Source organism: Pseudaestuariivita sp., assembly GCF_052825805.1.
The window spans coordinates 160,256-173,616 of record NZ_JBRBVB010000001.1; the positions used below are offsets into that span (position 1 = coordinate 160,256).

A 13,361-nucleotide genomic window follows, 5' to 3' on the forward strand; every position below is an offset into this window, starting at 1 on the left:
CGCGCCTGGCGGCGGGCGGCCGCCTAGAGCAGGCGAGCCTTAACTTGAGACACACGCGCTCAGATCAAAGCACCCGCCTGACAGGCACTGTCAGGCCGCGCCGTCCCGCCCCATGGGGCGGCGCGATTGCGCCACCCCTCGGGACGACGCGTGCTCGTCCGTTTACAAAGTATCAGGTTTAAGGTCGCGTGCTTTAGATATCCTCGACCGTGACGACGCCCGGAAGGCTCTTTACGGCGCCCTTGATCTGCGGGTTCACGGCGAAGCTGTCGCCCAGATCGACCTCCACCTCGCCGGGCAGCGAGGGATCGAGCAAGCAGAGTACCACCGGACCCCGCCCTGCTTGCCGCGCGGCCTGCGCGGCGTCTTCGAGGATGCGGGCGACGATCGGGACGGCTGCGGCGTCTTCGACGAACACCTTGAGCCCGCCGCCGTCGCTCGCGCCCGCGACGGTGTCGATGGGGGCGACGGAGCGGCCGAGGAGCTTGAGCTGGTCGGCCTCCATCGTGGCCTCGACCTGCACGACGACCTTGGAGCCAGTCTCCAGATGCTCCCGCGCAGTCTCGAGCGTGTCGGAAAAGAGCGTGACTTCGTAGGCGCCGGTTGGGTCCGAGAGCTGGGCGAAAGCAAAGCGGTTGCCGCGGGCGGACTTGCGCTCCTGCCGGCCCGCGACGACGCCCGCGATCTTGGCCACGATGGCGCCTTGCCGCGTGCGCTCGGTGATCTCGTCGAGGGTCAGCACCTGGCGGCGCTTGAGCGGGCCCATGTAATCGTCGAGCGGGTGGCCGGTGAGGTAGAAGCCGACGGCCTTGAATTCCTCCCCCAGCCGTTCGGCGGGGAGCCAGTCCGCCACGGGCGACAGGCGCGGCTCGGGCAGGTCGTCGCCCGCCTCCCCAAAGAGGGAGACCTGGTTCGAGGCTTTCTGCTCGTGGATGGCCGAAGAGTAGGCGACGAGCGCATCGAGCGACTCAAAGACGCGGTTGCGGTTCGGATCGAGCGTGTCGAAGGCGCCAGCGCGGGCCAGCATCTCGAGCGGGCGTTTGCCGACGCGTTTGAGGTCCACCCGGCGGGCAAAATCGAAGAGCGTGGTAAAGGCCCGCTCGCCGCCCCCTTGCGGGTCCGTCTCGCCGCGCCGCGCCTCGGTGATCAGCCGCATGGCCTCAACACCCACGTTCTTCAAAGCGCCCAGCGCGTAGTGGAGTGTACCCTCCTTGACGTCGAAAGTCGCCTCTGACCGGTTCACGCAAGGTGGCGCCCAGGGCAGGTCGAGACCCTTGCGGACCTCTTCAAAGTAGACGCCCAGCTTATCCGTCAGGTGCAGATCGCAGTTCATGACGCCGGCCATAAACTCGACCGGGTGGTTCGCCTTGAGCCAGGCGGTCTGGTAGCTGACCACGGCATAGGCGGCGGCGTGGGACTTGTTGAAGCCGTAGTTGGCGAACTTGTCGAGGAGGTGCCAGACCTCGAGCGCCTTGTCCTTGTCGACGCCGTTGCCCGCCGCCCCTTCGAGGAACTTGGGGCGCTCGGCGTCCATCGCCTCCTGGATCTTCTTGCCCATCGCGCGGCGCAGCATGTCGGCCCCGCCAAGCGAGTAGCCGGCCATCTCCTGCGCGATCTGCATCACCTGTTCTTGGTAGACGATGATGCCTTGTGTCTCGTCGAGGATGTGGTCGATCAGCGGGTGCAGGCGCTCGCGCTCGGAGAGCCCGTTCTTGACCTCGCAGAACTTGGGAATGTTCTCCATCGGGCCGGGACGATAGAGCGCGACGAGGGCGATGATGTCCTCGATACAGTCGGGCTTCATCCGCTTCAGGGCGTCCATCATGCCCGAGCTTTCCACCTGGAACACGGCGACGGTCCGGGCGGCGGCATAAAGCGCGTAGGATTTGGCGTCATCGAGCGGGATCGCGTTGATCTCGTTCACGGTGCCGGGTTCCGGCTCGTAGAGCTGCGTGCCATCGGCGGCGACGTGCAGAGGGCGCCCGGATTTGAGGATCAGGTCCACCGCGTTCTGGATCACCGTGAGCGTTTTGAGGCCGAGAAAGTCGAACTTCACCAGTCCCGCCTGCTCCACCCATTTCATGTTGAACTGGGTTGCGGGCATGTCGGACCGTGGGTCGCGGTAGAGAGGCACCAGCTCGTCAGTCGGGCGGTCTGCGATCACCACCCCGGCAGCGTGGGTGGAGGCGTTCCTGAGGAGCCCTTCGACTTGCTGACCGTAAGTCAGCAGGCGGTTCACCACCTCCTCGTTCTTGGCCTCCTCGGCGAGGCGCGGCTCGTCCTTCAGCGCCTTTTCGATGCTGACAGGTTTCACGCCCTCCACGGGGATCATCTTACTTAGGCGATCCACCTGGCCGTAAGGCATCTGCAGGACCCGGCCCACGTCGCGCACCGCCGCCTTGGACAGCAAAGCGCCAAACGTGATGATCTGCGCGACCTTGTCGTGACCGTACTTCTCCTGCACGTAGGTGATGACTTCCTCCCGGCGGTCCATGCAAAAGTCGATGTCGAAATCCGGCATCGAGATCCGCTCGGGGTTCAGGAACCGCTCGAAGAGCAGCGAATACCGCAGCGGGTCGAGGTCGGTGATCGTCAGCGCATAGGCCACGAGCGAGCCCGCCCCGGAGCCGCGCCCGGGACCCACGGGAATGTCCCGCTCCTTGGCCCACTTGATGAAGTCCGCCACGATGAGGAAGTACCCGGGGAACCCCATCCCCTCGATGATCCCCAGCTCGAACTCGAGGCGCTTTTCGTACTCCTCGACCGGCGCGGCATGGGGGATCACGGCAAGCCGGTCCTTGAGACCCGCGACGGACTGGCGGCGCAGCTCGTCGACCTCGTCATCGGCAAACTTCGGCAGGATCGGGTCCCGGCGGTACGCGGCAAAGGCGCAGCGGCGGGCGATCTCCACCGTGTTTTCCAGCGCTTCGGGCAGGTCGGCAAAGAGGACCGCCATCTCCTGCGGCGACTTGAGGTAGTGCTGCGGCGTCAGGCGTCGGCGCGGCTCCTGCTGGTCTACGTAAGCGCCCTCGGCAATGCAGATGAGCGCGTCATGCGCCTCGTACATGTCCGCATTGGGAAAGTAGACATCGTTCGTCGCCACCAACGGCAGGTCCATTGCATAAGCCATCTCGACCAAGCCGCGCTCGGTCAGGCGTTCGGCCTCGGGCGGGGTGCCGTCCTCGCCCGGATGGCGTTGCAGCTCGACGTAGAGACGGCCCTCGAAGAGCGCCCCGAGCCAACGCATGAGGTCTTCTGCCGCCGGGCGTTGCCCGTTCTGCAAGAGCCGCCCCACCGGCCCATCCGGCCCTCCTGTCAGGCAGATCAGCCCTTCGCTATGCGCGGCGAGCTCGTCTCTCGTGACATGCGGCAGGCTCCGGTCCTTGCGCAGGTAAAGGTGGGAGTTGAGCTTCATCAGGCTCAGGTACCCGGCCTCGTTTTGTGCCAGCAGTACCACTGGCGCCGGCGGGCGCGGCTTGTCGCCGAGCTTGGCCTTCTCGAAGGCCAGATCGACCTGACAGCCGACGATCGGCTGCACCCCTGCCCCCTGGCAGCCGACCGAGAACTCAAGCGCTGCAAAAAGGTTGCCCGTGTCCGTCAGCGCCACCGCTGGCATGTCCATGCCCGCCGCGAGGCCCGGGAGCTTCTTCACCCGCACCGCCCCCTCGAGGAGCGAGTATTCGGAATGGACGCGAAGGTGGATGAACTTGGGATCGGTCATAGCGCGAGGATAGGCGCCCTCCCTGGGGGAGTGAAGCGGCAGCAGCGTCCGGCCCACGCAAAAGCTGTGGGTAACTTGGCATGGGATAAAACTTACCCCATCGGCTAACTTTTTGCTTGCGCCGAATCGCGTCGCGCCATTAGTTAGCCAAATGGATAACAATCTCGACAACTTCTTCGCCGCCATGTCGGACCCCACGCGCCGCGCCGTGATCGAGCGCCTGACCGAAGGGCCTGCGCCGGTCAGCCTCCTCCACGCGCCGCACGACATGGCGCTGCCGACCTTCCTCAAACATCTCAAGGTGCTCGAGGGCGCCGGCCTCGTGCGCTCCGAAAAGGTCGGACGCGTCCGCACCGTGCATATCGAGGCCGCCCCCCTCGCCCAGGCCGAGGACTGGCTGTCGCGCCAACGTACCCTCTGGGAACGCCGCCTCGACCGACTCGAAAAACTCGCAACATCCCTCGAAGGAGACCCCCAATGAGCGCCACAACCCTGACCCTGACGCGCGAGATCGCAGCCAGCCCCGGCACTGTCTGGCGCTGCCTGACCGACCCCGCGCTTGTCGCACAGTGGTTTGCCCCCGCGCCGGTCTCCGTCACCCATTGCGAGATCGACGCTGTACCGGGCGGCATCTTCCACGCCATCATGCACGTCCCCGAGATGGGAGAGATGGACGGCGGCCCGGGCTGCGTCCTCGTCGCCGATGCGCAAACGCGCCTCGTCTGGACCTCCGCTCTCGGGCCGGGCTTTGTCCCCGCCGCGCCCCCAGAGGAAGGCCAGTTCCAGTTCACCGCCGACATCACGCTCGAGCCTAGCGCCCAAAACGGCACCCGCTACACCGTCCGCGCACTCCACCACGACGCCGCCTCCGCCGCAGCCCACGACGCCATGGGCTTCCAATCCGGCTGGGGCGCCGCCGCCGACCAACTCGCCACGCTCGCCGCCAACCAGGAGACCACACCATGACCATCACCACCGGCACATTCGACCTCACCCGCAGCATGCCCGTCCCGCCCAGCCGCCTCTGGCACCTGCTTACAGACGCCAAGGCGCGGGAGAACTGGGGCGCTCCAAGCGACGACCACGTGCTCACGGTGGAGGCGTCCGACCTGCGCGAGGGCGGCGCCGAACGCCACCGCTGCGGCCCGAAGGAAGACCCGATGTTCCTCGTCGACACACGCTGGTACAAACTGATGCCCGGCACGTCGGCCTGCTACACCGAAACGCTGCACTTCGGTGGCGAGATCGCCAGCGTCTCGCTCGCCACGTACCGCCTGACCGAAACCGCCAAGGGCACCGACCTGTCGGTCACCGTCGCCATCACGTCCTTCACCGAAGACGCGCCCATCTCCGAACACGAAGAAGGGTGGAACTCCGGCTTCGACCGGCTCGTGCGCCTCGCCTCCGCCTGAGAGGGCGCCCTGCTCAGAGCGCCGGCATCTGCACGCCATCCCCACGCTGAGACCGGTTGTCCCCTTGCCAATCGCGAACCGGGCCTGTTTGATCGCGCCAGCAGGCCCGTCCTCCTCTACGCCGCATCGACGAGGACAGTGGGACAACCTTTCAGAGTAAGGCGGCAGGTCCGACCCCATGGACATCTCGTTTCTTCTGAACGGAGAGACCGTCACCCTCCGCGAACCGAACCCGACCGAAACCCTCCTCGACTGGCTGCGCGAACGCCGCGGCCTGACCGGCACCAAGGAAGGCTGCAACGAAGGCGATTGCGGCGCATGCACGGTGATGGTGCGCGGCCCGGACGGCGCCAAGGCGCTCAACGCCTGCATCCTCTTCCTGCCGCAACTGCAGGGCCTGTCGGTCACGACGGTCGAAGGGCTCACCGCGCCGGACGGCACGCTCCACCCCGCACAGGACGCCATGGTCCGCCACCACGGCAGCCAATGCGGGTTCTGCACACCGGGCTTTGTCGTCTCCATGGCCGCGGCCCAGCTCAACGGCGACACCGACCACGACACGACGCTCGCCGGCAACCTCTGCCGCTGCACCGGCTACGCCCCCATCGCCCGCGCTGCCACCGACCTCCAGAACACGCCTGTGCCAGACTGGCTCGGGTCCCCCAAGTTCTCTGGTTACGAAATACCTTCGGGGGAGCCCGAGGGGGCAGACAGCCCCCTCGGACGGTTCCACATGCCGTCCAGCTCGGATGAGCTCGCCGCGCTCTACACCCGGAACCCGGACGCCACGCTGATCGCCGGCGCCACGGACGTCGGCCTCTGGGTCACCAAACAGATGCGCGACCTGCCCACGCCGATCTTCCTCGCAGGGTGTGCGGACCTCAAGGACATCACCGAACGAGACGGCACTTTCCACATCGGGGCGATGGCCACGATCGAAGCCGTCATGCAGCGGCTCAAGGACGCGCATCCAAGCTTCGCCGACATGCTCCGCCGCTACGGCTCGACACAAGTCCGCTGCGCCGCCACTTTGGGAGGCAACATCGCCAACGGCTCGCCCATCGGCGACAGCCCGCCCGGGCTCATCGCGCTCGGCGCCACGCTGCACTTGCGGCACGCCGACACGCGCCGCGAATTGCCGCTCGAGGACTTCTTCCTCGCCTACGGCAAACAGGACCGCGCGCCCGGCGAGTTCGTGGAGGCAGTGACCCTGCCCAGTGCCGCTCCCAATCTGCGCTGCTACAAACTCTCTAAACGCCGCGATCAGGACATCTCTGCGGTCTGCGGATGCTTCAACCTCGACGTCGCGGGGGGCGTCGTTCAAAGCGCACGCATCGCCTTCGGCGGCATGGCCGGCACGCCCCAACGCGCGGCCGAGGTCGAGGCCGTCCTGACCGGCGCCCCCTTCACGCCCGAGACAATTGCAGCAGCGCTCCCGCTCTTTGCCAAAGACTTCACCCCGATGTCCGACATGCGCGCCTCCGCCGCCTACCGGCTCGAGACCGCCGCCAACATGCTGATCCGCTACCACGCCGACCTTGCCGGAGATGTCACAAGCATCACCGAGGTCACCCCATGAGCGCCGGCCTCCCCCTGCCCCACGACAGCGGCGCGCTGCATGTGACCGGCGCCGCGCGCTACGTCGACGACCAGCCGCTGCCCGTCAACACGCTGCACCTCGCGTTCGGCCTGTCGACCATCGCGCACGGCGAGATCACCGCGCAGGACCTCGCAGCCGTGAAAGCCGCGCCAGGTGTTGTCGCCGTCCTGACGGCGGACGACCTGCCCTTCGCCAACGATGTCTCGCCTTCGATCCACGACGAACCGCTGCTGGCGACTGGCACCGTCCACTACATCGGCCAGCCGATCTTCCTCGTGATTGCCGAAACGCACCTGTTGGCGAGACGCGCAGCACAGAAAGCCGACATCTCCTATGCCGAAAAGCCGGCACTCCTGAGCGTCGAAGACGCGCTGGCCGCAGACAGCCGGTTCGAGGACGGCCCGCGCGTCTACGCCCGCGGCACGCCGGATCGCGCGCTGCAAGACGCTGAGCACAGGATTCAGGGTCATATCGACATCGGGGGTCAGGAACACTTCTATCTCGAGGGGCAAGCCGCCGCCGCACTGCCGCAGGAAAACGGCGACATGCACGTCCTCTCCTCGACCCAGCACCCCACAGAGATCCAGCACAAGGTCGCCGACGCCATCGGCGCGCCGATGCACGCGGTGCGGGTCGAGACGCGCCGCATGGGCGGCGGCTTCGGCGGGAAGGAAAGCCAGGGCAACGCCCTCGCCGTCGCCTGCGCCATCGCCGCGCGCCACACCGGCAAGCCTTGCAAGATGCGCTACGACCGCGACGATGACATGATCATCACCGGCAAACGCCACGATGTGAAAATCCGCTACGATGTGGGCTTCGATGTCGACGGGCGCATCGGGGCGATCACCTTCGAGCATCTGGTGCGCTGCGGCTGGGCGCAGGACCTGTCCTTGCCCGTCGCCGACCGCGCCATGCTGCACGCCGACAACGCGTATTTCCTGCCCAACGTGCGGATCACCTCCCACCGGCTCAAGACGCACACACAAAGCGCCACGGCCTTCCGCGGGTTTGGCGGCCCTCAAGGGATGATGGGGATCGAGCGTGTGATGGACGAAATCGCGCATCACCTGTCGCTTGACCCGCTTGAGGTGCGACAACGCAACTTTTATAGCTCCAAGATCACAGGCCCTGGCACAGGCAAACGCTTCTCGGCGGAGCACTCGCCCAAATTAGCAGACCCTGCACCGGCCAACGTCACACCTTACGGCCAAACCGTCGAAGACTTCGTCTTGCACGAGCTGGTCCCCGACCTCGCGCGGCGCGCTGGCTTCGCCGAGCGACAAGCGGCGATCAAGGCATGGAACGCGCAGAACAAACTCCTCAAACGCGGGATCGCACTTACGCCGGTGAAGTTCGGCATTTCCTTCACCCTCACCCATCTCAATCAAGCCGGCGCGTTGGTGCACATCTACGCCGATGGTTCTGTGCACCTAAACCACGGCGGCACGGAGATGGGTCAGGGCCTCTTCCAAAAGGTCGCGCAGGTCGCAGCCCAAGAGCTTGGCATCCCGCTCACCGCCGTGCGCATCACGGCCACCGATACGGCGAAAGTGCCCAACACCTCCGCCACGGCCGCGTCTTCCGGCTCCGACCTCAACGGCATGGCGGTGCGCAACGCCTGCGTCACACTGCGCGACCGCATCGCCTCGGTCATCGCGCCGGATGCGCCCGAAAGCGTCCGTTTCCAGGATGGCGAGGTTACGGCAGGCACCCAGGCCATGACATTCCCCGAGGCCGCGGCAAAGACCTACGAGGCGCGCGTCTCCCTCTCCGCCACTGGTTACTACAAGACGCCCGAAATCAAGTGGGACCGGATCAAGGGCGAAGGGCGGCCCTTCTTCTACTTCGCCTATGGCGCGGCGGTGACCGAAGTCGTGATCGACACGCTCACGGGCGAGAACCGCATCCTGCGCACCGATATCCTGCACGATTGCGGCGCGTCGCTGAACCCGGCGCTCGACATCGGCCAGATCGAGGGTGGCTACGTGCAAGGCGCGGGCTGGCTCACGATGGAGGAGCTGGTCTGGGACGACACAGGTGCGCTCAAGACGCATGCCCCGGCAACCTACAAGATCCCGGCCATGTCCGACCGGCCCGATGTGTTCAACGTCGAGCTTTGGGACGCGCCCAACCGGGCGGAGACCATCTACCGGTCCAAGGCGGTGGGCGAGCCGCCGTTCATGCTGGGAATGTCGAACTTCTTTGCGCTTTCGGATGCCTGTGCGGCCTGCGGTCCGAACTACCCTGCCTTGAACGCGCCCGCGACGCCCGAAGAGGTGCTGGCCGCCGTGAAAAGAGCGCGCGGATGAGCGCGGTCTGGGTCGTCGTGGAGGCCGTGCGCGGCTCTGCCCCAAGGGACGCGGGCACGGCGATGCAGGTCACGGCGGAGGGGATCCAGGGGACCATCGGCGGCGGCGCGCTCGAGCTGCGCGCGATCGAACTGGCGCGCGAGATGATCGCGAACGGCACAGCAGAGCAAAGCCGGACGTTTCCGCTCGGCCCGGGCCTTGGCCAGTGCTGCGGCGGGGCGGTGACGCTCGGATTTACGCGGACACCGCAAGAGGTGGACGCCGAGCTGCCGCCCCCGCTGCCGGGCGAGGCGCGCGCTGCCGCGCCAGAGCTCTGGGTCTGGGGCGCGGGTCACGTGGGACGGGCGGTGGTGCATCTGATGCCGGTGGACGCCTATCGGATCACCTGGGTCGACAGCGCGCTCGACCGGTTTCCCGAAGACATGCCGGAGCGGATCACGGTGGTCCCGGCGCGGGACATGGCACAGCTTGCGGCGCGGGCGCCGCGGGCCGCGCGGCATCTGATCTTTACCTACGCGCATGACATCGACCTGGCGCTCTGTGCGGCGCTGCTGCGCCGCGGCGCGGAGGACATCGGGCTGATCGGGTCGACCACCAAGCGCGCGCGGTTCTTCCGGCGGCTGCGGGACATGGGACTGGACCCCGCGCCGATCACCTGCCCGATCGGGGACCGGAGCCTTGGCAAGGCGCCGATGGACATTGCGCGCGGCGTCGTGCACGCATTGGCGGCGAAAGGACGCGCCGCATGACCGCATTGATGTCGCTCGACGGACTGACGAAAGCCTACCCCGGGGTGGTCGCCAACGACGCCGTCAGCTTCGACATCGGACAGGCGGAGATCCACGCGCTTTTGGGCGAGAACGGCGCGGGCAAGTCGACGCTGGTCAAGATGATCTACGGGCTGGTGAACCCCGATGCCGGCAAGATGGTCCTTGAGGGGCAGAGTTTCTCCCCCGAGGAGCCGAGGGCGGCGCGGGCGGCAGGCATCGCCATGGTGTTCCAGCATTTTTCGCTCTTCGACGCGCTGAGCGTGGCGGAAAACGTCGCGCTGGGGATGGAGGATGCGGGGCCTTTGAAGGACCTCGCGCGCCGGATCGAGGAGGTCTCGACCCGCTACGGTTTGCCTCTGTCGCCTTTTGCTACCGTGGGCGATCTGTCGGCTGGGGAGCGGCAGAGGGTGGAGATCATCCGGTGCCTTTTGCAGGACCCCAAGCTTTTGATCATGGACGAGCCGACCTCGGTGCTGACGCCGCAGGAGGTGGACATCCTTTTCGAGACGTTGCGCGCGCTGAGGACGGACGGGCGGTCGATCCTCTATATTTCGCACAAGCTCGAGGAGATCCGGGCGCTCTGCGACACGGCGACGATCCTGCGGCACGGGAAGGTCGTGGGGCAGTGCATCCCGCACCGGTCCACCGCGCGCGAGATGGCGGAGATGATGGTCGGCGCCTCGTTCAAGACGCCTGAAGCGCGTGAGGCGGGGGATGGCGCTGTACTGCTGACACTCGACCAGCTGTCGCTGCCGCCGGCCTCGCAATTCGGCACGCCCTTGCGGGACGTGTCGCTGGAGCTGCGGGCGGGCGAGATCATCGGGATCGGCGGGGTTGCGGGCAACGGGCAGGACGAGCTGCTCGCCGCGCTCTCGGGCGAGCGCGTCTCGCAGGCGGGCGCCGTGGTGCTGGACGGGCAGCCGATCGGGCGGCTGGGACCGACGGCGCGGCGGGCGAAGGGGCTTTTGGCCGCGCCCGAAGAGCGACTGGGTCATGCGGCGGCGCCGAACATGAGCCTGACGGAAAATGCGGCGCTGACGGGTGCGGCGCGGGAAGGGTTCGAAAGCCGCGGGTTTCTGAACTGGGGCAAGGCCCGGGGCTTTGCCGAGCGGGTGATCGAAGCGTTCGATGTCCGCACGCCCGGCCCGGCAAGCGCGGCGCGGTCGCTTTCGGGCGGGAACCTGCAGAAATTCGTGATCGGGCGCGAGGTGCTGCAGCGTCCGCGCGTTCTGGTGGTCAACCAGCCAACCTGGGGTGTCGATGCCGCGGCTGCCGCCGCCATCCGGCAGGCGCTGATCGATCTCGCGACGGGCGGCGCGGGTGTGATCGTGATCAGCCAAGACCTCGACGAGCTGATGGAGATCTCGCACCGGTTTGGCGCGCTCAACGGCGGGCGGCTGAGCGCCTTGCGTCCCGCGGCGGGGCTGACGCTGGACGAGATCGGCCTGATGCTGGGCGGTGCGCACGACATGGAGGTGGCGCATGTGTAAGCGGTCGGGATGTGAGTTTATTTGGGAAGATGAAGCGTGAAGCTGGCGCTTGAAAAGCGACCCGAACCGAGCCGGGTCTTGAGTTTCGCCACGCCTTTGCTCGCGGTTTTGGCGACGATGGTGGCGGGGGGCGTTTTGTTTGCCGCGCTTGGCAAGAGCCCGTTCGATGCGATCCGCGTGATCTTTTACGAGCCTCTGTTTGGGGAGTTCTCTTTCTTTTACCGTCCGCAGCTGCTCGTAAAGGGCGGCCCGCTGATCCTGATTGCCATCGGGCTGGCGCTCGGGTTTCGGGCAGGTGTCTGGAACATCGGGGCGGAGGGGCAGTACATCATCGGGGCGTTGTGCGGTGCGGGTGTTGCTCTGGCATTTTACCCGCTGGAGAGCGTTTTGATCTTTCCATTGATGGCATTGGCAGGTGCGCTGGGCGGCTGGGCCTGGGCGATGATCCCGGGGGTTTTGAAGGTGCGATTTGGCACCAACGAGATCCTGGTGTCTTTGATGTTGGTGTATGTGGCCGAGCAGCTGCTGGCCTCTATGGCCTTGGGACTGCTGAAGAACCCCGAGGGATTTGGCTTTCCGGGCTCGCGCAATCTGCAGCAGTACCCGAGTGCGTTCAATGCGGACCTCATTGCAGGGACGGGGCTGCATTGGGGGGTGGCGGCGGCCTTTGTGGCGGTGATCCTCTCCTACGTTCTGCTGACGCGGCACATGCTGGGGTTCCAGATCCGGCTGACAGGGGAAGCGCCGAGGGCAGCACGCTTTGCTGGGGTGAACCCGGCGCGGATGATCCTCTTTGTCCTTGGGGTGTCGGGCGCGCTCGCAGGGCTTGCGGGCATGTTCGAAGTGGCCGGGCCTGCGGGGCAGATCACCATCGATTTTAACGTCGGGTATGGGTTCACCGCGATCATCGTCGCCTTTCTTGGGAGGCTCAATCCGATCGGCATCCTCTTTGCGGGGCTGCTGATGGCGCTGACGTATATTGGCGGGGACATTGCGCAATCGCAGCTGGGTCTTCCAGCGGCGGCGATCCAGGTATTCCAGGGGATGCTGCTCTTTTTCCTTTTGGCGTTTGATCTGCTGATCAACTTTCGGGTGAAGGTCACCGGGAGGGCTGCGGCATGAGCTTTGGTGCGATTGATCCAGTCCTTTTGATCGCCTCGTTGATGCTGGCGGCGACGCCTTTGATCTTTGCCGCCATCGGCGAGCTGGTGGTCGAGAAAGCGGGCGTGCTGAACCTTGGCGTCGAGGGGATGATGATCGTCGGGGCGATCTCGGGGTTCATCATTTCGGTGGAGACGGGCTCGCCGCTGCTGGGGCTTTTGTTTGCCGCTATAGGTGGAGCGCTCCTGGCCGCGCTCTTTGCGATCCTGACGCAGTTTGCGCTGGCGACGCAGGTGCCGAGCGGGCTGGCGTTGACGCTGATGGGGCTCGGGATTTCCTCGCTGATGGGTCAGGATTACGTGGGGGTGAAGCCTCCGGAGATGCCGAGGCTCAATATCCCAGGTCTGAGCGATATGCCGGTGCTGGGACCGATTCTTTTCAGTCATGATCCGGCGCTCTATCTGGGGATCGCTTTGGTGGCGGGCGTCTGGTGGTTCCTCACCCGCAGCCGGGCGGGGCTCGAGCTGCGCGCGGTGGGCGAGAATGCCGAGGCCGCCTTTGCGCTTGGCTACAAGGTGGTGCGCATCCGGGTGCTCGCGATCCTCTTTGGCGGAGCCTGCGCGGGGCTGGGCGGTGCCTACATCAGCCTCATCCGAGTGCCGCAGTGGACCGAAGGGATGACGGCGGGGATCGGGTGGATTGCGCTGGCGCTGGTGGTCTTTGCCTCGTGGAAGCCGTGGCGGGCCCTCATAGGCGCCTACCTCTTTGGTGGGGTCACGGTGCTGCAGCTGAACCTGCAGGCGGCGGGGTTCAAGATCCCGGTCGAGTACCTGTCGATGTCGCCGTATATCATCACGATCCTGGTGCTGGTGTTCCTGTCGGCGGACCGGTCGTCGGCGCCGGGGAGCCTGGGGCGCACGTTTCATGCGTCAAGGTAGGCCACGCCGCGCGGTGACAG

General features: G+C 66.3%; 10 protein-coding genes. 9 read left to right on the forward strand and 1 reads right to left on the reverse strand.

The features are described 5' to 3' along the window. Positions 1 to 193: 193 nt before the first annotated feature. Positions 194 to 3,721: a DNA polymerase III subunit alpha gene (gene dnaE, locus ACU0B3_RS00800; RefSeq protein ID WP_446258900.1), complete on the reverse strand. Its 3,528-nt coding sequence runs from the start codon at positions 3,719 to 3,721 to the stop codon at positions 194 to 196. Positions 3,722 to 3,872: 151 nt separating this feature from the next. On the opposite strand from dnaE, the gene ACU0B3_RS00805 reads away from it, so the two are divergent. The 9 genes from ACU0B3_RS00805 (at position 3,873) to ACU0B3_RS00845 (ending at position 13,341) form a co-directional block, all read left to right on the forward strand. After that, positions 3,873 to 4,202, forward strand: a complete 330-nt coding sequence (locus ACU0B3_RS00805) for an ArsR/SmtB family transcription factor (protein ID WP_446258901.1) — start codon at positions 3,873 to 3,875, stop codon at positions 4,200 to 4,202. Continuing rightward, positions 4,199 to 4,687 carry an SRPBCC domain-containing protein gene (locus ACU0B3_RS00810; RefSeq protein WP_446258902.1) on the forward strand — a complete coding sequence of 163 codons (489 nt, stop codon included), beginning with the start codon at positions 4,199 to 4,201 and terminating at the stop codon, positions 4,685 to 4,687. The genes ACU0B3_RS00805 and ACU0B3_RS00810 overlap by 4 nt, the downstream gene beginning before the upstream one ends. Further along, complete coding sequence (locus tag ACU0B3_RS00815) at positions 4,684 to 5,133, forward strand: SRPBCC domain-containing protein (RefSeq protein ID WP_446258903.1); 450 nt, start codon at positions 4,684 to 4,686, stop codon at positions 5,131 to 5,133. Before ACU0B3_RS00810 ends, ACU0B3_RS00815 begins: the two co-directional genes overlap by 4 nt. A gap of 178 nt (positions 5,134 to 5,311) precedes the next feature. Continuing rightward, positions 5,312 to 6,712 carry a xanthine dehydrogenase small subunit gene (xdhA, locus tag ACU0B3_RS00820; protein WP_446258904.1) on the forward strand — a complete coding sequence of 467 codons (1,401 nt, stop codon included), beginning with the start codon at positions 5,312 to 5,314 and terminating at the stop codon, positions 6,710 to 6,712. Then, positions 6,709 to 9,042, forward strand: coding sequence for a xanthine dehydrogenase molybdopterin binding subunit (gene xdhB, locus ACU0B3_RS00825; RefSeq protein ID WP_446258905.1), 2,334 nt, complete (start codon positions 6,709 to 6,711; stop codon positions 9,040 to 9,042). Before xdhA ends, xdhB begins: the two co-directional genes overlap by 4 nt. Next, on the forward strand, positions 9,039 to 9,791 hold the full coding sequence (gene xdhC / locus ACU0B3_RS00830) for a xanthine dehydrogenase accessory protein XdhC (protein ID WP_446258906.1): 753 nt from the start codon (positions 9,039 to 9,041) through the stop codon (positions 9,789 to 9,791). The genes xdhB and xdhC overlap by 4 nt, the downstream gene beginning before the upstream one ends. Beyond that, entirely contained in the window at positions 9,788 to 11,302 is a 1,515-nt protein-coding gene (locus ACU0B3_RS00835) for an ABC transporter ATP-binding protein (RefSeq protein ID WP_446258907.1), read from the forward strand. Before xdhC ends, ACU0B3_RS00835 begins: the two co-directional genes overlap by 4 nt. 78 nt (positions 11,303 to 11,380) lie before the next feature. Next, positions 11,381 to 12,424: an ABC transporter permease gene (locus tag ACU0B3_RS00840; protein ID WP_446258908.1), complete on the forward strand. Its 1,044-nt coding sequence runs from the start codon at positions 11,381 to 11,383 to the stop codon at positions 12,422 to 12,424. Then, on the forward strand, positions 12,421 to 13,341 hold the full coding sequence (locus ACU0B3_RS00845; protein ID WP_446258909.1) for an ABC transporter permease: 921 nt from the start codon (positions 12,421 to 12,423) through the stop codon (positions 13,339 to 13,341). Before ACU0B3_RS00840 ends, ACU0B3_RS00845 begins: the two co-directional genes overlap by 4 nt. Positions 13,342 to 13,361 lie beyond the last annotated feature (20 nt).